General features: G+C 67.6%; 19 protein-coding genes and 1 tRNA gene. 7 read left to right on the top strand and 13 right to left on the bottom strand.

Going from position 1 to position 19016, the window contains the following annotated elements; genetic code table 11:
- Window positions 1–11: 11 nt before the first annotated feature.
- The 4 genes from AB4Z16_RS12415 to AB4Z16_RS12430 form a co-directional block, all read right to left on the bottom strand.
- A complete protein-coding gene (locus AB4Z16_RS12415; RefSeq protein ID WP_441511656.1) occupies window positions 12–1409 on the bottom strand; it encodes an MFS transporter in 1398 nt (465 codons plus the stop codon).
- Window positions 1406–2077, bottom strand: a complete 672-nt coding sequence (locus AB4Z16_RS12420; RefSeq protein WP_441511657.1) for an LON peptidase substrate-binding domain-containing protein — start codon at window positions 2075–2077, stop codon at window positions 1406–1408. The genes AB4Z16_RS12415 and AB4Z16_RS12420 overlap by 4 nt, the downstream gene beginning before the upstream one ends.
- Before the next feature lie 23 nt (window positions 2078–2100).
- Window positions 2101–3000 carry a thioredoxin gene (trxA, locus tag AB4Z16_RS12425; RefSeq protein ID WP_441511658.1) on the bottom strand — a complete coding sequence of 300 codons (900 nt, stop codon included), beginning with the start codon at window positions 2998–3000 and terminating at the stop codon, window positions 2101–2103.
- Window positions 3001–3081: 81 nt separating this feature from the next.
- Window positions 3082–3609 (bottom strand): prolyl-tRNA synthetase associated domain-containing protein, encoded by a 528-nt coding sequence (locus AB4Z16_RS12430; RefSeq protein WP_441511659.1) that lies wholly within the window; start codon window positions 3607–3609, stop codon window positions 3082–3084.
- A 233-nt stretch (window positions 3610–3842) separates the two neighbouring features.
- Between AB4Z16_RS12430 and AB4Z16_RS12435 the strand changes: the two genes are divergently transcribed.
- Window positions 3843–3917 (top strand) — tRNA-Gly (locus AB4Z16_RS12435).
- Window positions 3918–4120: 203 nt separating this feature from the next.
- Here AB4Z16_RS12435 and AB4Z16_RS12440 read toward each other — a convergent pair.
- From AB4Z16_RS12440 to AB4Z16_RS12475, 8 genes are read right to left on the bottom strand one after another with little or no spacing between them, the layout of a single operon-like run.
- Window positions 4121–4906 (bottom strand): SDR family oxidoreductase, encoded by a 786-nt coding sequence (locus tag AB4Z16_RS12440; protein ID WP_441511660.1) that lies wholly within the window; start codon window positions 4904–4906, stop codon window positions 4121–4123.
- Window positions 4906–5835: a dihydrodipicolinate synthase family protein gene (locus AB4Z16_RS12445; protein ID WP_441511661.1), complete on the bottom strand. Its 930-nt coding sequence runs from the start codon at window positions 5833–5835 to the stop codon at window positions 4906–4908. The genes AB4Z16_RS12440 and AB4Z16_RS12445 overlap by 1 nt, the downstream gene beginning before the upstream one ends.
- Before the next feature lie 8 nt (window positions 5836–5843).
- Window positions 5844–7268 carry an FAD-binding oxidoreductase gene (locus AB4Z16_RS12450; protein ID WP_441511662.1) on the bottom strand — a complete coding sequence of 475 codons (1425 nt, stop codon included), beginning with the start codon at window positions 7266–7268 and terminating at the stop codon, window positions 5844–5846.
- A 3-nt stretch (window positions 7269–7271) separates the two neighbouring features.
- Window positions 7272–7955, bottom strand: coding sequence for an aspartate/glutamate racemase family protein (locus AB4Z16_RS12455; protein WP_441511663.1), 684 nt, complete (start codon window positions 7953–7955; stop codon window positions 7272–7274).
- On the bottom strand, window positions 7952–8614 hold the full coding sequence (locus tag AB4Z16_RS12460) for a flavin reductase family protein (RefSeq protein ID WP_441511664.1): 663 nt from the start codon (window positions 8612–8614) through the stop codon (window positions 7952–7954). Before AB4Z16_RS12460 ends, AB4Z16_RS12455 begins: the two co-directional genes overlap by 4 nt.
- 4 nt (window positions 8615–8618) lie before the next feature.
- Window positions 8619–9863, bottom strand: a complete 1245-nt coding sequence (locus AB4Z16_RS12465; RefSeq protein ID WP_441511665.1) for a Zn-dependent hydrolase — start codon at window positions 9861–9863, stop codon at window positions 8619–8621.
- 5 nt (window positions 9864–9868) lie between these two features.
- Complete coding sequence (locus AB4Z16_RS12470) at window positions 9869–11218, bottom strand: dihydroorotase (RefSeq protein ID WP_441511666.1); 1350 nt, start codon at window positions 11216–11218, stop codon at window positions 9869–9871.
- Window positions 11219–11269: 51 nt separating this feature from the next.
- On the bottom strand, window positions 11270–12367 hold the full coding sequence (locus AB4Z16_RS12475; protein ID WP_441511667.1) for a DUF917 domain-containing protein: 1098 nt from the start codon (window positions 12365–12367) through the stop codon (window positions 11270–11272).
- A 178-nt stretch (window positions 12368–12545) separates the two neighbouring features.
- On the opposite strand from AB4Z16_RS12475, the gene AB4Z16_RS12480 reads away from it, so the two are divergent.
- From AB4Z16_RS12480 to AB4Z16_RS12500, 5 genes are all read left to right on the top strand, one after another.
- Window positions 12546–13472: a LysR family transcriptional regulator gene (locus AB4Z16_RS12480; protein WP_441511668.1), complete on the top strand. Its 927-nt coding sequence runs from the start codon at window positions 12546–12548 to the stop codon at window positions 13470–13472.
- Between the two features lie 144 nt (window positions 13473–13616).
- Complete coding sequence (locus AB4Z16_RS12485) at window positions 13617–14492, top strand: substrate-binding periplasmic protein (protein ID WP_441511669.1); 876 nt, start codon at window positions 13617–13619, stop codon at window positions 14490–14492.
- Between the two features lie 14 nt (window positions 14493–14506).
- Window positions 14507–15256 (top strand): amino acid ABC transporter ATP-binding protein, encoded by a 750-nt coding sequence (locus AB4Z16_RS12490; protein WP_441511670.1) that lies wholly within the window; start codon window positions 14507–14509, stop codon window positions 15254–15256.
- Between the two features lie 9 nt (window positions 15257–15265).
- On the top strand, window positions 15266–15940 hold the full coding sequence (locus tag AB4Z16_RS12495; protein WP_441511671.1) for an amino acid ABC transporter permease: 675 nt from the start codon (window positions 15266–15268) through the stop codon (window positions 15938–15940).
- Entirely contained in the window at window positions 15937–16614 is a 678-nt protein-coding gene (locus AB4Z16_RS12500) for an amino acid ABC transporter permease (protein ID WP_441511672.1), read from the top strand. The genes AB4Z16_RS12495 and AB4Z16_RS12500 overlap by 4 nt, the downstream gene beginning before the upstream one ends.
- Before the next feature lie 20 nt (window positions 16615–16634).
- On the opposite strand, the gene AB4Z16_RS12505 is transcribed toward AB4Z16_RS12500, so the two are convergent.
- Window positions 16635–17486 carry an NHL repeat-containing protein gene (locus AB4Z16_RS12505; RefSeq protein WP_441511673.1) on the bottom strand — a complete coding sequence of 284 codons (852 nt, stop codon included), beginning with the start codon at window positions 17484–17486 and terminating at the stop codon, window positions 16635–16637.
- 74 nt (window positions 17487–17560) lie between these two features.
- Between AB4Z16_RS12505 and hydA the strand changes: the two genes are divergently transcribed.
- Complete coding sequence (gene hydA / locus AB4Z16_RS12510; RefSeq protein WP_441511674.1) at window positions 17561–19003, top strand: dihydropyrimidinase; 1443 nt, start codon at window positions 17561–17563, stop codon at window positions 19001–19003.
- Window positions 19004–19016: the final 13 nt, after the last annotated feature.

Below are 19016 nucleotides of genomic sequence, written 5' to 3' on the forward strand. Positions count from 1 at the left end.
CAGAACGGGCGCTACGGCGCCCGTTTCACTGTGACGCCGGCGAGCAACGCCGCGCCTGCCAGGAAGAAGACGATCAGGACGGCAAGCCCCGCCCGCTGACTGGCGAAGACGCTGGTCGCCAGCGCGACCAGCGTCGGGCCCATGAAGGACGTGACCTTGCCCGACAGGGCGAAGAGCCCGAAGAACTCGCCGATGCGGCCGGGCGGCGCGAGCCGCGCCATCAGGCTGCGGGAAGCCGCCTGCAACGGGCCGGCGACGAGGCCGATCAGCAGGCCGAGACCGAGATAGACCCGCTCCGGCAGCGAAGCGTAGAGCCCGTCGCCGGGAGCGTGCGGGGTGGCCGGGATCACGAACAGGATATGGTCGGCACTCAGCGAGAGGATGCCCAGGCAGGCAAAGAGCAGGCAGGCGATCGCCCCTAGAATGACCGGCTTGCCTCCGATGGCGTCGTCGAGCTTGCCGCCGAGCCAGGCGCCGAGCGTGCCGGTGAGGGTGAGCAGAATGCCGAAGACGCCGAGCTCGATGGTCTGCCAGCCGAAGACGCCGGCCGCATAGATTCCGCCGAAGGCGAAGAGCGCGACCAGCGCATCCTGGTAGATCATGTTGGCGAGCAGGAAGCGGCCGAGCGATGGCAGCTTCGGCAGCTCGGCCAGTGTCGCCTTCAGCCGCCCGACGCCACCGCTGGCCGCCTCGGCGAGGCTCAGGCCCGTCTTGCGCGAATTCGGGGTGAGCAGGAACATCGGCGTGACGAAGATGACGAACCATAGCGCCGTGAGCGGGCCGGAGAAGCGGTCGCCCTCCCGCGCGGCCGCGTCCAGCCCGAAGATCGGCGCGATGCCTGCCAGCGTCTTGCCGGTATGCGGATCGGCCGCAAGCAGCCCGAGCGTTATCGCGAGCGACAAGAGCCCGCCGAGATAGCCGACGGCCCAGCCTGTGCCGGAGAGCCAGCCCAGCCGCTCCGGCGGCACGAGCCGCGTCATCATCGCGTTGTTGAAGGTCGTCGCGAACTCGGCGCCGATCGTCGCGATGACGAAACCGGCGAGTGCGATCGTCACCGCGAAGGCCGAGCCCGGCACCGCGAACCAGAGCATCGCCGAGCCGACCACCAGCAGCGCCCCGAAAGCCGCGATCCAGGGCTTGCGCGGCCCGGTCCTGTCGGCGATGCCGCCGAGCAGGGGCGAGAGCAGAGCGATGCAAAGGCCCGCTAGCCCGGTCGCATAGCCCCACAGCGCCTGCCCCTCCGCCGGATCGCTCGTCAGCACCGAGGCGAAGAACGGCGCGAAGACGAAGGTGGTGATCAGCGTGAAGAAAGGTTGCGCCGACCAGTCGAAGAAGATCCACGCCACGACCGCGCGGCGCGGCGGCCAGACTGTCGGCGGAGCTTCGGCAGGTGGCGCGGCGACGGTCACTGCAGGGTGGTGTCCGGGTCGCTGCCGCCGCGGGCCAGCTCGATCTCGGTGATCGCGACCAGCACCTCCGCCCGATCCTTCAGCGTCCGCGCCTCGAGAAGTGCCTGTTTCTCGCGCGGCCCGAACGGGCACATCATCGAGAGCGCGTTGACGAGGGCCTCATTGGGAGCCTCGTTGACGCCCTTCCAGTCGATCTTGAGGTCGTTCGCCTTGGCGAAGTCTTTGAGCGCTTTGAGCAGGCCCTTGCGATCGACCTCCTCCTCGCCGGTGCGGGCGACGAAATCCGCGGCGAAGGGCTCGTAATCGACGCGTGCCTGCCGGTAGGGGGTTGTGACCGACAATTCATCCAGCAGCCGGAACCGGCTGATCCCGGTCAGGGTGATGATGTAGCGCCCGTCGCCGGTTTCCGCGAGCTGAGTGATCCGGCCGAGGCAGCCGACCTTGAGCAGCGGAGGGATTTCCGGCTGGCGGCCAACCTCTGGCTCGGGCTGAATCATGCCGATGACCCGCTCGCTCTTCAGCGCGTCGTCGATCATGGCAAGATAGCGCGGTTCGAAGACGTTGAGAGGCATCTGGCCGCGCGGCAGGAGCAGCGCGCCGCTCAAGGGGAAGAGCGGGATCACCTCAGGGCAATCCCCGGCCCCCTCATAGACGGCGTTTATGCCCATGTGCGGTTCCGTCCTCTCGGCGGTCAGGAGAACAACAAGGTCGACAGCTTGCGGCGGCCGGCGACGCTCGCGTCATCCATCGGGCCCCAGGCCTCGAAGAACTGCAGGAGCTGCTTGCGCGCGCCATCATCGTTCCACTTCCTGTCGGCCCCGATGATGGCGATCAGATGGTCGACCGCCTCGTCGCGCCTGTCGCGGGCATTCAAGGCCAGCGCCAGATCGAAGCGGGCCTGATGATCCTTCGCATTGGCCGCGACCTTCGCCTCGAGCTCGGCGGTGTCGCCGAGCGAGGCAGCCTGCTCGGCGAGTTCGATCGCGGCGCGCAGGGCCGTGACGGCCGGGTCCGCAGCCTTGTCCTGCGGTGCCATGGCGAGGATGCCCTTGGCCCCTTCGATATCGCCGTTGTCGAGATGCAGCCGCGACAGCCCGGCGATGGCGGCGAGATTGTCAGGTTCCACCTGCAGCACGCCGGCATAGAGCTCGCTGGCGCCGGCCGGGTCGCCGGCCTCGATGGCGGCCTGCGCAGCCGTGATCAGTTCCTCCGTCGCGCCGGGGCCCATCGGGCCGACGAGGCGCTCGATGAAGGCCTTCACCTGGCTTTCCGGCTGGGCGCCCATGAAGCCGTCGATCGGCTGGCCCTGCTTGAAGGCGATGACGGCCGGAATCGACTGGATGCCGAGCTGGCCGGGAATCTGCGGGTGATCGTCGATATTCATCTTGACGAGCTTGACCTTGCCGCCGGCAGCCTTGACCACCTTCTCGATGACGGGGGTGAGCTGCTTGCAGGGGCCGCACCAGGGCGCCCAGAAATCGATCAGCACCGGCTGCTTCATCGATTCGGCGATGACGTCCTCGCGGAAGCCCTGTGTCGTGGTGTCCTTGATCAGGCCGGGTTGCTCGGCCGCCTCGCCATTGACCAGCATGGGTCGCCCTTCGTGATGCTTCGTAGAGGCGCCGGCGCGCCGGAACGGGCGCCTGCGCAGTTGCCCCATAGATGGGATGCTTCAGCCGTTCTGTCCATCGGGCGGGACGGGCAAATCGACGATCAGCGGCTCATGGCCGGTCTGCCTGAGGAAAGCGAGGAAATCGTCGCGGCCGACCCTGAGCGTGGCCGTATTGATCAGCGGGTGGAAGTTGACGTCCTCGCCGGTCATCAGATTGGCGTCCAGCACCATGGTGACGTCGCAGGCACGGTCGTTGACCACGGCGAAGGCGGTGACCGAGCCCGGCGTGACGCCGAGCTTCTCCATCAAGAGCTCGGCGGAGCCGAAGGAGAGCCGGCCGCTGGCGCCGATCGTCTCGTGCAGCCGCTTGAGATCGATGCGCGCGTGAGCCTCGGCCGAGACCAGGAACAGCCGCCCCTTCTTGTCCTTGAGGAACAGGTTCTTGGTGTGGTGGCCGATCATCTCGTCGCGGTGCGGCGCCGTTTCGGCCACGGTGAACACGGCTGGATGATCGGTGCGGTGGAAGGCGATGCCGCGCTCGGACAGATATTGGCAGAGCTGATCGGGCGTGATGGGCGTGTTCATCATGGCAAGCCGGTGGTCGCAAGCGTCGGAAACAGGTCGGGCACGGCGCTTATCCGCCGCTGGAGCGGGAGGCGGCGCTATTTGGGATGCCTAGCCTCGCCTCGTGCCGACGGCAAGCGGCCCTGCCGGCGGGGCAGTTATCAACGGCCGGCAAAAAACTTTCGCCAGGTGCTTGCGCTCCGCCGCGCTTTGGGGCAATAACCCGACCGCGCCGCCACGGCGCGACTGTCTCGGATGCGGGTGTAGCTCAGGGGTAGAGCACAACCTTGCCAAGGTTGGGGTCGAGGGTTCGAATCCCTTCGCCCGCTCCAGACAATCTCAGGACTTGAGAAGCATGCAAGCGTCGGATCTTCCGGCGCTTTTTGCTTTTCTGGCGCCGTGTCGAGGCGGGTGAGGCCATTCGCGCCTGTGCCGGCGACGAGTCACCGACATGCCATCCCACAGATCGATATGGGGGCGTCATGTCCCTGAAACTGCGCCAGCGCTCTTGTCGCTGACGCAGACGGGCGCGCGCTCAGATGCCTCTGATCAGGCCGCCATCGATGCGGATCTTCGCGCCGGTCACGTAGCTTGCCCGCTCGCTGGCGAGGAAGGTGACGACATCGGCGAATTCCTGCGGCTTGCCGTAGCGCCCGGCCGGGATCGTCGCCATCGACGCCTGCGCGACGGAATCGCGTGTCCCGCCGCTGCGTGTGGCCGCGGCATCATCGAGCTGGTCGACGCGCTCGGTGTGGATGCGGCCGGGCAGGACGACGTTGACCGTGACGCCACTACCGGCGACTTCCGAGGCGAGGGTCTTCGACCAGCCGATCACGGCGGCGCGGATGCCGTTGGAGAGAGCGAGGCGCGGGATCGGCTGTTCGACGCCGGAGGAAGCGATGGTGACGATGCGACCCCAGCCGCGCTCCGCCATGCCGGGCAAAAGGCGCTGCGTCAGATGGAAGAGATTCGCGGCCATGCCCTCGAAATGCTTCAGCCAGTCGTCGCGTTTGGCGTCCCGCGCTTCGCCGGGCGGCGGGCCGCCGGAATTGCCGATCAGGATGTCGACCCCGCCTTCCGCGACGAGGCGGTCGGAGAGTGCGTCGACCGAAGCAAGATCGGCGAGATCGAGCTTGGCGGCGCTGACACGGCCGCGCTGGCCCGCCGGCAGGGCCGCGATCCAGCTTTCCGTCACATCGGCGCTGCGGGCTGCGGCGATCACGGTCGCGCCTTCCGCGGCGAGCGTCCGTGCGATCGCCGCGCCGAGGCCGCGGCTGGCGCCCAGTACGAGCGCGCGCTTTCCGACGAGTCCCAGATCCATCAGCCGATCTCCTTGAGGCGCAGCTCCTGCCGCGCGATGAGCCGCTCGATATCGGCGATATCGACCTTCGACAATGCTCCGCCGGGCTTGCGGAGCGCACCGGAGGCGATCGCGCCGCGCTTCGCCAGGATGTGCTTGCGGATGGCGAGGCCGAGGCCGGGCTGCTGCTCGTAGCGGGCGAGCGGCAGATAGGCGTCGAAGAGGTCATGCGCCCGCTCGACGTTGCCGGCGGCATGCGCCTTCCAGACATCGACCATCATCTCGGGATAGGCGAAGCCGGTCATGGCGCCGTCGGCGCCGCGCGAGAGCTCTTCCGGCAGGAACATCCCGCCATTGCCGACGAGGATCGAGATGCGCCGGCCGCCCTGGTCGCTGGCCGCGCGCAGGGCAGAAATCTTGGCCAGGCCGGGCCAGTCCTCATGCTTGAGCATCACGCAGCTGGGATGGGCAGCTACGATCTTGAGGATCACCGCCGGGGTGATCTGCACCTGGGTGACGAGCGGGAAATCCTGCAGGACGAAGGGCGTCTTCGGCCCCAGCGTCTCGGCCACCATGGCGTAGTAGGAGACGATCTGGTCGTCGGTGCGCAGGTTGGAGGGCGGTGCGACCATGACGCCGGCGGCGCCGTCATCCATCACGCTGTCGCTAAGCTCGCGCATCGCTGCGAAGCCGGGCGCGGAGACGCCGGCGACGACCGGGACGCGGCCCTGCACCCGCGCCAGCACGCGGCGCACGAAGATGCGGGATTCGTCGGCGGTCAGCTTGGGTGCTTCGCCCATCATGCCGAGCACGGTGAGGCCGGTCGCGCCCTTCTCCAGATAGAAATCGACCATGCGGTCGGTACTGTCGAGATCGAGCGCACCGGTTTCGGTGAAGGGCGTCACCGCGATGACGTAGACACCCCCAGCGGTTTCATCGAGCAGAGCCATGATCGTCCTCAGTTCTTGGTGGATGGCGGCAGAAGCTTGCCGGGATTGAGCAGGCCTGCCGGATCGAGCAGGTGCTTGAGCTGGTGCATCAGCTCGAGTTCGAGCGGCGCCTTGCGCCGCGGCATCTCGGAGACGCGCAATTGGCCGATGCCGTGCTCGGCGCTGATCGAGCCGCGACGCCGGCCGATCTCGTCGTGGACGACGCGGGTGAGCTCGGGCGCAAGTGCCGCGAAGGCTGCGGGATCCTGTCCCTCGGCCGGCAAGAGGTTGTAGTGCAGGTTGCCGTCGCCGAGATGGCCGAAGACGATCGGGCTGATCCCGGGCGCCACGGCGTGGACGGCGGCATCGGCCGCGGCGACGAAATCGGCCATGGCGGAGACCGGCATCGAGACGTCGTGCTTGGCGGCCTTGCCTTCGCGCACCAGCGCTTCCGACACGCCCTCGCGGATGCGCCAGAACGCCCTGGCCTGCGCGCCGTCCTGCGCGATGGCGGCGTCGAGCACGAGACCCGCCTCAATGCCGTCGGCGAGCGCCGCTTCGAGACGTTCGCGCAGTCCGGCTTCATCGTCCTGGTCGGAAAGTTCGATCAGCACCGCGGCCTGCGGCATCGCTGCGAGCGGCAGGCGCGCGTCGCCGATATGGCGCAGGATCAGCGACAGGCAATCGCCCGTCATGAACTCGAAGGCCGTCAGCCGGTCGCCGCAGCGGTCTCGCACCGCGCCAAGGAGCGAGAGAGCGGCGGCAGCGCCCGCGACGGCTACGAAGGCGCTGGCGCGGGCATGTGGCTGGGCGAAGAGCTTGAGTACCGCTCCGGTGATGACGCCGAGCGTGCCTTCCGAGCCGATGAAGAGATCGCGCAGGGCGTAACCGGTATTGTCCTTGCGCAGCGCCGTCAGCCCGTCCCAGACGCGGCCATCGGCGAGGACGACCTCCAGGCCCAGCGTGAGTTCGCGCATGGTGCCGTAGCGCAGCACGGCGACGCCGCCGGCATTGGCGGCGAGGTTGCCGCCGATGGTGCAGCTGCCCTCGGCGCCGAGGCTGAGCGGGAAGAAGCGCCCGGCTGCGTCGGCCGCCTGCTGCACCTTCGCCAGAATCACGCCGGCATCGACGGTGATCGTGTTGCCGACAGCGTCGATGTCGCGAATGCTGTTCAGCCGTGCGAGCGACAGGACGACGGCCTTGCCGGTTTCATCCGGCGTCGCACCGCCCGACATGCTGGTGTTGCCGCCCTGCGGAACGACGGGCGCGGCGTGGCGGGCGCAGATGCGCATCGCGGCGGCGACCTCCGCGGTCGAACCCGGCCGAATGACGGCTCGCGCGGCGCCATGATATTTGCCGAGCCAGTCGGTGAGGAACGGCGCCTGGTCCTCTGGGGTGACGAAGACATTCGCCTCGCCGAGCACCCCGGCGAGTTCGGCAATCAGATCGTCCATGGTTCAGCCTTTGCGGAGGGGGCGCCCGCCCCAGCCCAGACGCACGCGCCCGATCGCCATCGTCACGGCGGCTTGCGTCGGCTCGACGACGGGAATGCCCAGTTCCTGCTCCAGCGGCTCGCGGAAGCGCGCCATGCCGGCGCAGCCCATGACCAGCACGTCGGCATGATGCGTATCGCGCAGGCTGCGGCCGACGCCGATCATGCGGCCAAGCGTGAGTTCGTCGTCGGCCATCTCGGCGATGGTGAGGTTGACCGGCAGGTCGCCGGCGAAGCGGTCCATCATCCCCATCGCGCCGAGGTAGCGCAGATGGCGCGGGATCGAGTTCTGGAGCATGGCGACGATGCCGAAGCGCTGGCCCAGCGTCAGCGCCGTCAGCACGCCGGATTCGGCGATGCCGAGCACTGGCTTCTCGCTTTGCTCCCGCAGCGCATGCATGCCGGGATCGGAGAAGCAGGCGACGACGAAAGCCGCCGCCTCGTTCTCAAGCCCGGCAGCGCGCTTCAGCAGGGCCGGGATCAGCCCGTCGATATCGCGCTGGGACTGGATGCCGGGCGGTCCCTCGGCCAGAGTCAGGCATTCGATGGCGGGTCCGCCGGCCATGCGCAGCGGCGCGACGGCGACGTCGATCTCCCGCGTCACGCGTTCGGTCGAATTGGGATTGATGACGTAGATCGTGCCGCTCACGACGCCTCTCCTTCCGGGGTGGACCGCGTCCGTTCGCGCCAGCCTGCGAGCGTTTGGCGCGGAGCCTGGAAACGATCGCGCAGCCCGACATACCAGTCGGCGCCATGCAGGCGGCCGACGAGGTCGAGCTTGTCGACATCGACATGCAGGCGCTCGTCGACGATGCCGTCGCGGATGTGGAGATGGACGATCTCGCCGACGACGAGATTGCGATGGCGCGTGCCGAGCGAGAGCGAGACCGTCTCGCGGCATTCGAGCTGGACGGGGGAAGCGGCGAGCCGCGGCGCTGCAATCGCGGCGCTCGGCGCGGTCGTGAGCCCAGCGGCCTCGATCTCGTCGACCTCGCCGGGAAAGTCGATGGCGCAGATCTGCATCGCCTCGACCATGGCACGATCGACGAGATTGACGACGAAGCTGCCGGTGTCGCGGATGTTCCGCATCGTATCCTTCAGCGGCGAAACCGCGCCATCACGCCCCTCGATGCCGAGCACGACCAGCGGTGGCGCGTGGCTGAAGACGTTGAAGAAGCTGAAGGGCGCGGCGTTGGCGCGCCCTTGCGCATCGACGGTGGTGACGAGCGCGATCGGGCGCGGCAGCACCGTGTTGACGAGCAGCTTGTAGAGATCGCGTTCCTTGAGGTCGCCCGAAGCCCAGTCCATCGGCTCAGCCCAGGCTCACATCGAGCAGACGCACGGTCTCGGCCAGCACGCGGGCGCCGTCGCCAGCCTGCTCGGGCGTGATCGATTCCTCGGGCGCATGGCTGCGCCCGTCGAGGCAGGGCACGAAGATCATGCCGACCGGACCGATATGGGCGATTTGCACGCCGTCATGCCCGGCGCCGCTCGGCAGGTCGCGCGTGGCGAGCCCGAGCGAGGTCGCGGCATTGGCGATGGCCGAACGGATTTCAGGCGCACAGGCCGTTGGCGCGACGTGGCTGATCGGCTCGACCGCGATGGTGAGGCGCAACTCCTCAAGGGCAGGGCGGAGGTCGCGCACCAGCGCTTCGCCAAAGGTCTTCACCGCCGCTTCGTTGCCGGAGCGGACTTCCAGCGTCAGCACGGCCTCGCCGGGGACGGCATTCGCCGCATTGGGGCTGACTTCGATGCGCCCGAAGGTGGCGACCAGCGGCTGGTTGTCGCGCGCGGTCGCGAGCGCCCGTTTATAGGCAGCCTCGACCAGCCTCGCGGCGCCGACCAACGCGTCGGCTCTGAGCGGCATCGGCGTCGCGCCGGCATGGTCGGCCCGGCCGGTCACGGTGATGCGCTCGCGGCGGATGCCGACGATGTCGGTGACGATGCCGATCGGGATGCGCTCATTTTCGAGCACGCGGCCCTGCTCGATATGGACTTCGACATAGGCCGCGACGTCGCCGGCAGCGCGCTTGACGGAGGCCAACTCCTCGGGCCGCCCGCCGACGAAGGCGATGCCTTCGCGCAATGTCATGCCGTCCGCGCGGGCGAGGGCGAGATGCTGCTCGTTCAGGGCGCCTGCGAGCGCGCGGCTGCCGATACAGGAGAGGCCGAATTCGCTCGGCTCCTCCGCGAGGAAATCGACGACCTCCAGCGTGTGGCGCAGCCTGTCGCCGCGCTCGCTGAAGCTCTGCGCCACCTCCAGCGCGGCGAGCACGCCGAGGATGCCGTCATAACGGCCGCCGGAGGGCACAGTGTCCGAATGCGAGCCGATCAGGATCGGCTTCAGCGTGGGATCGGCGCCCGCGAGCCGGCCGATCAGGTTGCCGGCGGCGTCGAGCTCTGTTTCCAGCCCGGCCTCGCGGAACTCCGCGGCTAGCCATTCTCGTCCTTCGAGGAAGCGCGAGGTGAAGGAACGGCGCGTCCACGGACGCTCCGGGTCGGTAATCCCAGAGAGCGCCTCGATGCGCCGCCAGAGCCGGTCCTGATCGATCGCCATGGCGTTTACGCCGCCGGGCGCAGGAAGCGGCCGTCGCCGGCCTTGTTGCGGATCTGCTGGCCATCCCAGGTGAGCTGGCCGCGCACGTAAGTTGCGGCGACGCGGACGCGGAACTCGCGGCCTTCCATGGAGCTCCACTTCACCGCCGCGAGGCTCTTGCTGGGATCATGGATGAAACGGCCGGGCTCCAGCACGGTGATGTCGGCATCGGCGCCGGCTTCGAGCCGGCCCTTGTCGGCGAGCAGGAAGGCCTTGGCGGGCCCCTCGCAGAGCTGCTTCACCACGATGGTCGGCGAAAGCCCGTGTTCCTCGCAGCCGGTCCACAGCGCCGGCAGCAGCGTCTCGATGCCCGGGCCGCCCGAGGTGTTCTTGAAGATCATCGGATCGCCCTTCTTCTCCAGGCCCCAGGAGACGTGGTCGGACGAGATGAAATCGCAATGACCGGCGGCGAGGTGGCTCCAGAGCAGGTCGCTCTCGGCCTTCGGGCGGATCGGTGGATAGTGCTTGATCTTGGCGCCGAAGCGCGGGCCGTGCTCCTCGGCATTGAGCATGAAGTACTGCACGCAGCTCTCGACCGTCGCCTTGGTGCCGGCGCGCTTGTACATGTTGCAGATCTCGAAACCGCGCGAGGTCGAGACGTGGACGGCGTGGGCGCGAGCGCCCGTCTCGGCGCCGATCTCGTAGATGCGGGCGGTGGCGAGGTTCTCGATCAGCGGGGTATGGGCGCGTAGGAAAGCGTCGGGGCCGGTATCGCCGGCTTCGATCAGCCTCGCGATATTGCGCCTTGTCATCTCCTGGTCCTGGTTGTGGACGCCGCAGAGCAGGCCGGTCGGCTCGATCAACTTGAAGGCTTCGTAGAGCGTGTCGTCGCCGATGCGCGGGAAGCGCGTCGGGTTGGCCTCGAAGGTCGAGAACTTGAAGGCGCAGGCGCCGGCCTCGACCAGTCCGGGAATGGCATGGAGCCCGTTCTCGATGGTGATCGTGGCGTAGAGCGCGACATCGACATGGGCGTCGCGCTCGACCACCGCGACCTTCTCGTTGAAGAGCTTGGCGCTGGTCACGGGCTCGGGCTCGTCATAGGGCATGTCGACCATGACGGTGACGCCGCCGGCCGCCGCCGCGCGGGAACACATGCCGATGCCCTCGTGATCGGCCTGGCTGTCGGAATGGACCTGGCCGTCGATGACGCCCGGCATAATCCACTGGCCCCGGAAATCCTGGGTCTCGCGGGCCGAAGGTGGCGCGCCGGACCCGACCTTGCCGATCTTGCCGCCGGTGACGGCAACATAGCCGTCCTCGATGATCCGGTCGGACAGCACGATGTTGCCGCGGAGGACGAGATCGAAATCGCTCATGGTCGGGGTATCCGGTTGATCCTGCGGGGTGTGCGGAGGGGCGAGCGCCGACTAGTCTGCGCGGCCGAGCGCGTAGTCGGTGAAATTCATGCCGAGCGCCTTCTCGACGATCGGATAGACGCTGGGATCGGTCACGCTGGAGCTCAGCGGGATCTTGCTTTTGGGCACGCGCAGCACCGAAAGCTCCATGCCCTCGCGGACATGGCCGGCGCTGACCGGCTGGCCGTCGGAGCCGAGGGTGGTGATCACGTCGGGGAAGCAGGCATGCCGGGCGCCGTCGAGATCGGTGACGGCCATGTACTCGTTCATGACATGGATGACGCGTGCGGCCGCGCCGGTGCCGACCTGGATCATGCCGATGTCGAAGGCCTCGTTGGTGTAGCGCACATCTTTCTTGGCAACCGGGCCGCGCGCGATGATCGAGCCGCCGGTCTGGTCGCAGATCGCGTCGATCACGGCGCTGCCGCCCTTCGGCTTCGCGTCGAGGATGCGTTCGCCCAGCGCCAGCGCCATCGAGATGCCGCCGAGCGCGGCGTTCTTGCGGACATAGGCAGCCGAGACCGGGTTGCGGCAGGAGGCGATGAAGCCGCCGGACATGTCGGACGCCGTGCGCAGGATCGGCGAGACCTTGGCCGTCGCGCCGCGCGTCACCAGCTCGATGTACTGGTTCTTGGAGCGGTTACCGCCGACGGCGACCTGGATCGTCGCTTCCGGGCTGTTGGCGAGGCCGATCGAGCCCATGTCCCCGGTGGGATGGGCACGGATGTCCCCGACCGCATCGACCACCTTCACGCCGAGGATCGCGCTGGGGAGCCAGGCATTCAGCGTGCTCGACATGCCGTTCTGGCCGATGATGAGGCCGTAGATCGGCTTGCCCAACGCCTCCTGCAGGAGCTGCACCGCCTTGACGTAGTCGATGCCCCACATCTCCCACTCGGTCGTTCCGGCGGGGGCGCCGATGGCGGCGGCGGTGGCGATGATCGCGTCGTCGGGAATCTCGTCCATGGTGACGAGTTCGGGCTTGCCGGTATTGACGGCTGCGGTGCCGAGCATGCGGCCGTGATCGGCCCAGCCGCCTCCGCCCGCCGCGAAGACCGACCCGCCGGCAACCGCGGCCTCGACATCCCTCATCGTCAGAAAGCGCTTCATCGGCCGGCCTCGTCCCGCACAAGTCGAGAGCATTGCTTAAGCGAAAAACCGGGTTCCACTTTTTCGCGCAATGCTCTGTCGCGAACCGGTCGTTGCCGGCACGAGATCGAACTTAGAGCGCTATGCGCGAAATGAATCATGCTTATTATGCGGCCGACCATAAACGGATGTTATCCTCATGCGCCTCAATCTCCGGCAGATCGAAGTCTTCCGGGCCATCATGATCACCGGCTCGATCAGCGGCGCCGCCCGGCTGCTCTCGGTCTCCCAGCCGGCGATCAGCCGCCTGCTGGCCTACACGGAGGACCGGCTGGCGCTGCGCCTGTTCGAGCGCGTGCGAGGGCGCGTGCAGCCGACTCCGGAAGCACGCCGGCTGTTCCAAGAGGTCGACCAGGTCCATCAGGGCGTGGTCCGGGTCAACGAGTTGGCCGACGAACTGCGCGAGCGCGGCACCGGCTCGGTGCGGATCGTCGCGAGCCCGAGCGTCGGCCAAGCGCTGGTGCCCGATGCCATCGCCCGCCTGCGCGAGCGTTTCCCGGATCTGCGCGTCGAGTTCGAGGTGCTGACGTTGCTGGAAATCGTCGTCAAGATCGTCAGCGGCCGGGCAGATCTCGGCGTCTCGATCCTGCCGATCGACGAGCCGACGCTCGATATGGAAATTCTGACCGAAGGTCGCCTGATGGTGATCATGCCGCGCGATCATGCGCTGGCGCGGCTGCGCGTCATCCGCCCGGCCGATCTCGTGCCGTATCCACTGATCGGCTTCGGGCCACAGACGCCTTATGGCGACGTCGTCGGGCGCGCGCTCGCGCTGAAAGCGGCGCCGCTCCGGATCAGCACCGTCGTCCGCTTCACGCCCGTCGCCTGTGCAATGGTGCGGGCGGGTGCCGGCATCGCCGTCGTCGACGAGTTCGTGCTGCGCGGGCGGACATGGCCGGAGCTGGTGTCACGACCGCTGGCGCCCAAGACGCGGGTGCGCGCGCATCTGCTGACGCCGCGTTTCGAGCCGCTCTCGCGGACGGCGAGCGCTTTCGTCGACATATTGCGCGGTCTGGTGCCGCCTATGCCCAAGGGCAAGGACGCCGAGCCGGCCGAGGGCGCTTAACATCATGTTATGGAAACCCGACAACAAATAATTGGCAGGGCATGATTTCGCCCTGTTAGGTTTCGCTCCAGACGTGGCCGGATTGTTGCAGGAACAGGGGCGCAGCGATCACGGCGTGGCCGTCGCATAACGGGAGCGGGAAGCATGAAACTGAATTCGATCGGGATGGCGCGCGCCGCTGTCAGGGGCGTGGCATTGGCCGCGCTCATCGCCATGCCGGCCATGGCAGAGGATGCCGACCATCCGCAGAACGAGAAGCTGAAGGTGGCCTGCGATCTCGGCTTCGCGCCCTTCTGCTTCAAGACGCCCGCCGGCGAGACCACCGGCTTCACCTATGACATGTCCGCCGCGATCGCCCAGAAGCTCGGCCGCCCGGGCGTCGATGTGACGGATTCGAACTTCTCGGCGATCTTCGCCGGTCTGTTCTCCAAGCGCTACGAGATGATCCCGGCGCCGACCAACATCACGACCGAGCGCGCGGCGCAGATGCTGTTCAGCGAGCCCTATATGCCGACCGGCCTTGGCTTCCTCGTCAAGAAGGGCGGCAAGATCGCCGGTCTCGAGGACCTGAAGGGCAAGGCCCTTTCCGTCAATAACGGCTCGATCTCGGACAAGTGGCTGACCGATAACGAGGCCAAATACGGCTACACCATCCAGCGCTACAACAAGAACGCCGACGCCGTGCAGGCCGTCATGATCGGCCGTGCCTTCGCCAATGTCGCCGATGCGCCGGTCTCGCGCTATGTCGCGACCCAGACGCCGATGGCCGAAGTGCCCTTCGTTCTCGACGGCGGCCGCAATTTCGGCATCGCCTTCCGCAAGGAGGACGCCGCCTTCCGCGCCCAGGTCGAAGTCGCGCTGGAGTGCATGAAGACCGACGGCACGCTGGCCAAGATCCACGAGAAGTGGTTCGGCGTGAAGCCGGAGGCCGCCTCATCTACCGCGACGGTCTATCCGGGTACTGGCGCGCCGGGCTTCGAGGGTTATGACGCGACCGAGCACAAGGCCGCGTGCAAGTGACGTCGCAGCCCGCCATGACGGCCACGCTCCCTGAGACGATCGTTTCGATCGAGGGGCTGCGCAAGAGCTTCGGCAATGTCGAGGTCCTGCGCGGTGTCGATCTCAAGGTCGGCAAGGGTGAGGCCGTCGTGATCGTCGGCTCCTCCGGTTCGGGCAAGAGCACTTGCCTGCGCTGCATCAACCGGCTGGAGGAACCGACGGCGGGCGCAATCCGCGTCGGTGGGCAGGAGATCACCGGTCCGAAGGTGGACCTCAATCTCCTGCGCCGCCGGATCGGCATGGTCTTCCAGGGCATCCATCTCTATCCGCACAAGACGGCGCTGGGGAACGTGATGCTGGCGCTGCGCAAGGTCGTCGGCCTCGGCAAGGAGGAGGCCGAGCGCAAGGCCCGCCACCATCTCGAGGTCGTCGGCCTCGCCCACAAGGCCGATGCCTATCCGGCCGAGTTGTCCGGCGGGCAGCAGCAGCGCGTCGGCATCGCCCGCGCCATGGCGCTGGAGCCGCAGGTCATGCTCTTCGACGAGCCGACCTCGGCGCTCGATCCCGAGCTTGTCGGCGAAGTGCTCAACGTCATGGTCCGCACCAAGGAGATGGGCATGACCATGATCGTGGTGACGCATGAGATGAAGTTCGCGCGCGATGTCGCCGACCGCGTCGTCTTCATGGACCATGGCGCGATCCTGGCCGAGGGCACGCCGCAGGAGATCCTCGTAAACCCGCAGCACCAGCGCATCCGCGACTTCGTGATGCGCTCGCACGGCTGACGGGCGCCCATGGACCAGATCGTCCGCTATTTCTTCGATTTCGGGCTGTTGTCGGCCTATTGGCCCGACATCCTGCGCGGCTTCCTCATCACCGTCGAGATGTCGATCCTGACGGTCGTGATCGGCATCCCGCTCGGCCTCGTCCTCGCGGTGTTGCGCCTCTACGGCATCCGGCCGCTGAACTGGCTCATCATCTTCTACATCGACTTCTTCCGCTCGATCCCCCAGCTTGTGCTGATCGTACTGGCCTATTTCGCGCTGCCCTATTTCGGGCTGGTGCTGGAGCCCATCACCGCGACCGTGCTGGCGCTGGCGATCGTGCTCTCGGCCTTCGCCGAGGAGATCTTCTGGGCCGGCATCAACGCCGTGGCTAAGGGGCAGTGGGAGGCGGGGCGCTCGACGGGCCTCGGCTTCACCCAGACGCTGGCCTACATCATCCTGCCGCAGGTTGTGCGCATGTCGATCCCGCCGCTGACCAACCGCGCCATCGGCATCAGCAAGGGCACGACGCTGGGCTCGGTCGTGGCTGTGCCGGAACTGCTCAACGTAACGTCGAGCATCCAGTCCAACGTCGCCAATCCGACTGCGCTGACCGTCGGCGCGCTGCTGTTCCTGCTGCTGTTCCTGCCCTTCGTGCGCTTCACGCGCTGGCTGGAACATGTCTACGCGCATCCGAGGTCATGATGGACGAGCTCGTCACGACCTTCTTCAATTTCGACGTCCTCAAGCAGGTCTGGCCGCTGCTGCTGCAGGGCTTCTGGATGACGCTGGCGCTGGCCGCGGTCGCCGTGCCGCTTTCGGTGCTGACCGGCATCGCCATCGCCATGGCGCAGGACGTGCCGAACAAACTGCTGCGCTTCGTGCTGGTCGCCTATGTCGATGTGATGCGCGCCATCCCGCCGCTGGTGCTGCTGATCTTCATCTTCTTCGGCCTGCCGTTCCTGGGCTTGAAGCTCAACGAGTTCACGGCAGCCGTGCTGGCGCTGACGCTGAACGGTTCGAGTTATTTCGCCGAGATTTTCCGCGCGGGCATCGAATCCGTGCCGAAGGGCCAGCGCGAGGCGGCCCGCTCGACGGGCCTCAGCTGGTACAAGAGCATGATCCATGTCGTGGTGCCGCAGGGCACGCGCAACGTGCTGCCGGACCTGATCAGCAATACGGTCGAGCTGGTGAAGCAGACCTCGATCGCGTCTGCCGTTGCGCTGCAGGAGCTGCTGCGCTCGGCCCAGCTCGCCCAGGGCCTGCTCTACAACCCGACGCCGCTGATCGCGGTGGCGATCGTCTACTTCCTGATGTTCTGGCCCTTCGTGCGGCTGGTCTCACGCCTGCAGAACCGCACCGCCATGTCGGCTGCGTGAGGCGATTGTGACCCGTCGCGTCAGATCGCGGCGGGGTAGAGGCGGGTGATGCGGTTTGGGTTGGTCTCGGCGAGGAAAATGTCGCCGGACGGCCCGAGCCAGAGCCCATGGGCGCCATTGAGGACCGGCCGGCAGCGGCCGAGCAGAGCGCCGTCCGGCGAGAGCAGGCTCAGCGTCGGGATGGAATCGCAGACATGAATCCGGTCCTCGGCATCGGCGACGACATCCTGGGGACGCAGGAAGGCGTCCCACACCGCCAGAAGCTCGCCATCGGCGGTGAAGCTCTGCACACGGCTGTTCTCGCGATCGGCCACGATGACCCGCCCGTCGCTGAGCACGCAGATGCCGTGCGGCGTCAAGAAAGCGCCAGGTGCAGTTCCGACCGAACCCCAGCTCGCGATCAGGCCGCCGCTAGCGTCGAAGCGATGAATGCGGCCGTTGCCATAACCATCCGCGACATAGAAGCCCCCATCCGGCGCGAAGGCGATGTCGCTGGGATGATTGAAGGGATGGCCGGGCCGATGGCTCTCGCCGATCTGCTGCCGCACCTGGCCCTCGGCATCGCAGAAGAAGATGCGGTGAGCGTCGCGGTCCACGATGGCGAGGCCGCCATCGGGCATCGCCGCGATCTTGTGGGCATCGAGGCAGAGCGCCTCGCCCCAGCTCCGCAGGAACCTGCCGTCGGCTGCGAGCGTGACCACGCAAGGTCCGTCAGGATCGACGGCGCTGTCGCGGCGCAGCAGGACATGGACGAACCCGTCCTTGTCGACCGCCAGATCGGTGATCCGACCCGGCGTCGCGGGCAGGGCGCCCCAGGGACGCTCGACGCCGTAGAGCCTTTCGCCGAGCGCAACGCGCAATTCCGTTTTCATCCTGACCTCGTCGCCGTTTCGCGCGCTGTGGGTGGCCATCGTTTCAGGGCCCCGGCCGCATGGGGAGAAAGACCATGAGCGATTTCGATCTCGTCATTCGCGGCGGCACCGCCGTGACCGCCTCCGACATCGGGTCCTTCGATATCGGCATTGCCGGCGGCTTCATCGCCGCGATCGGAGAAGGGCTGCCGCGCGGCAAGGAGGAAGTCGGTGCGCGCGGCCTGCTCGTCCTGCCCGGCGGCGTCGATGCCCACGTCCATCTCGACCAGCCCTTCTCTTCGGGCGCTGATATCGCTGATGGCTTCGACAGTGGCACGGCCTCTGCCGCAGCGGGCGGCACGACGACGGTCGTCTGCCATGCCCCGCAGATCCGCGGCGGCTCGTTGGCCGGCGCGGTCGCCGCCTATGCCGAGAAGGCGAAGCAGGCGCGGATCGACCACGCCTTCCATCTTCTGGTCAACGATCCGACGCCGGAGGTTCTCGAAAACGAGCTGCCGGCGCTGGTCGAGGCCGGGCATCGCTCGGTCAAGATCTTCATGACCTATGACAGCAACCGTCTCGGCGATGCGCAGATCCTGCAGACGCTCGCCGCGGCCCGGCGCGCCGGCGCCCTCGTTTGTGTCCATGCCGAGCATCACGAGCTGATCGGCTGGCTGACGCAGGCGCTGCTGGCGGCCGGGCAGACCGCGCCGCGCCATCTCGCCTGGGCCAAGCCGATGGTGGTCGAGCGCGAGGCGACGCACCGCATCCTGGCCCTGGCCGAGGCGCTGGATACGCCGATCCAGATCTTCCACGTCTCCGGCGCGCAATCCGGCGAGGAGGTTCAGCGGGCGCAGGCGCGCGGCCAGAAAGCCTGGGCCGAGACCTGCACGCAATATCTCGTGCTCGACGAGGCCGACATGGACCGGCCGGGCTTCGAGGGCGCGAAGTTCATGATCTCGCCGGCGCTGCGCTCGGGCGCCGATCAGGAGGCGCTCTGGCGCTTCCTGCGTGAGGGCGTCATCGACATCGTCTCGTCCGACCATTCGCCGCTGCGCTATGACGATCCGCGCGGCAAGAAGCAGCATGGCGAGAACGCGCCCTTCAACAAGATCCCGAACGGCGTCCCCGGCCTCGCCGCGCGGTTGCCCATCCTCTATTCGGAGGGCGTCGCCAAGGGGCGGATCGATCTGCGTCGTTTCGTCGATCTCGTCGCGACCAACCCGGCCCGCCGCTTCGGCCTCGCGCCGCGCAAGGGCGTGCTCGCGGTCGGGGCGGACGCCGATGTCGTGCTCTTCGATCCCGATCGGCGCGTCACCCTGACCAACGCCATGCAGCACCATGGCAGCGACTACACGCCTTACGAAGGCATGGAGGTGCAGGGCTATCCGACCGCCACCTATCAACGCGGCCGGCTGGTGTTCGATGGCGAGCGGGTGCTGGCGCAGCCGGGGCAGGGGCAGTTGCTGGCGCGCGGCCCCTATGCCGAGATCGCGCCGACCGGCCACTTTCCGACTCCGTTCGATCCGTTCCGGTGAGGGAAGCAAGGAG

The sequence above is a fragment of the Allobosea sp. TAF32 genome, from assembly GCF_052113585.1.
GTDB lineage: Bacteria > Pseudomonadota > Alphaproteobacteria > Rhizobiales > Beijerinckiaceae > Allobosea.

What these genes read in the sequence shown, in the direction of transcription:
- AB4Z16_RS12500 (WP_441511672.1), top strand. Translation starts at nt 15,937, where the DNA reads ATGATGGACGAGCTCGTCACGACCTTCTTCAATTTCGACGTCCTCAAG.
- trxA (WP_441511658.1), bottom strand. Translation starts at nt 3,000, where the DNA reads ATGCTGGTCAATGGCGAGGCGGCCGAGCAACCCGGCCTGATCAAGGAC.
- hydA (WP_441511674.1), top strand. Translation starts at nt 17,561, where the DNA reads ATGAGCGATTTCGATCTCGTCATTCGCGGCGGCACCGCCGTGACCGCC.
- AB4Z16_RS12450 (WP_441511662.1), bottom strand. Translation starts at nt 7,268, where the DNA reads ATGGACGATCTGATTGCCGAACTCGCCGGGGTGCTCGGCGAGGCGAAT.
- AB4Z16_RS12445 (WP_441511661.1), bottom strand. Translation starts at nt 5,835, where the DNA reads ATGGCTCTGCTCGATGAAACCGCTGGGGGTGTCTACGTCATCGCGGTG.
- AB4Z16_RS12480 (WP_441511668.1), top strand. Translation starts at nt 12,546, where the DNA reads ATGCGCCTCAATCTCCGGCAGATCGAAGTCTTCCGGGCCATCATGATC.
- AB4Z16_RS12495 (WP_441511671.1), top strand. Translation starts at nt 15,266, where the DNA reads ATGGACCAGATCGTCCGCTATTTCTTCGATTTCGGGCTGTTGTCGGCC.
- AB4Z16_RS12440 (WP_441511660.1), bottom strand. Translation starts at nt 4,906, where the DNA reads ATGGATCTGGGACTCGTCGGAAAGCGCGCGCTCGTACTGGGCGCCAGC.
- AB4Z16_RS12470 (WP_441511666.1), bottom strand. Translation starts at nt 11,218, where the DNA reads ATGAGCGATTTCGATCTCGTCCTCCGCGGCAACATCGTGCTGTCCGAC.
- AB4Z16_RS12485 (WP_441511669.1), top strand. Translation starts at nt 13,617, where the DNA reads ATGAAACTGAATTCGATCGGGATGGCGCGCGCCGCTGTCAGGGGCGTG.
- AB4Z16_RS12505 (WP_441511673.1), bottom strand. Translation starts at nt 17,486, where the DNA reads ATGAAAACGGAATTGCGCGTTGCGCTCGGCGAAAGGCTCTACGGCGTC.
- AB4Z16_RS12475 (WP_441511667.1), bottom strand. Translation starts at nt 12,367, where the DNA reads ATGAAGCGCTTTCTGACGATGAGGGATGTCGAGGCCGCGGTTGCCGGC.
- AB4Z16_RS12460 (WP_441511664.1), bottom strand. Translation starts at nt 8,614, where the DNA reads ATGGACTGGGCTTCGGGCGACCTCAAGGAACGCGATCTCTACAAGCTG.
- AB4Z16_RS12430 (WP_441511659.1), bottom strand. Translation starts at nt 3,609, where the DNA reads ATGATGAACACGCCCATCACGCCCGATCAGCTCTGCCAATATCTGTCC.
- AB4Z16_RS12465 (WP_441511665.1), bottom strand. Translation starts at nt 9,863, where the DNA reads ATGGCGATCGATCAGGACCGGCTCTGGCGGCGCATCGAGGCGCTCTCT.
- AB4Z16_RS12490 (WP_441511670.1), top strand. Translation starts at nt 14,507, where the DNA reads ATGACGGCCACGCTCCCTGAGACGATCGTTTCGATCGAGGGGCTGCGC.
- AB4Z16_RS12420 (WP_441511657.1), bottom strand. Translation starts at nt 2,077, where the DNA reads ATGGGCATAAACGCCGTCTATGAGGGGGCCGGGGATTGCCCTGAGGTG.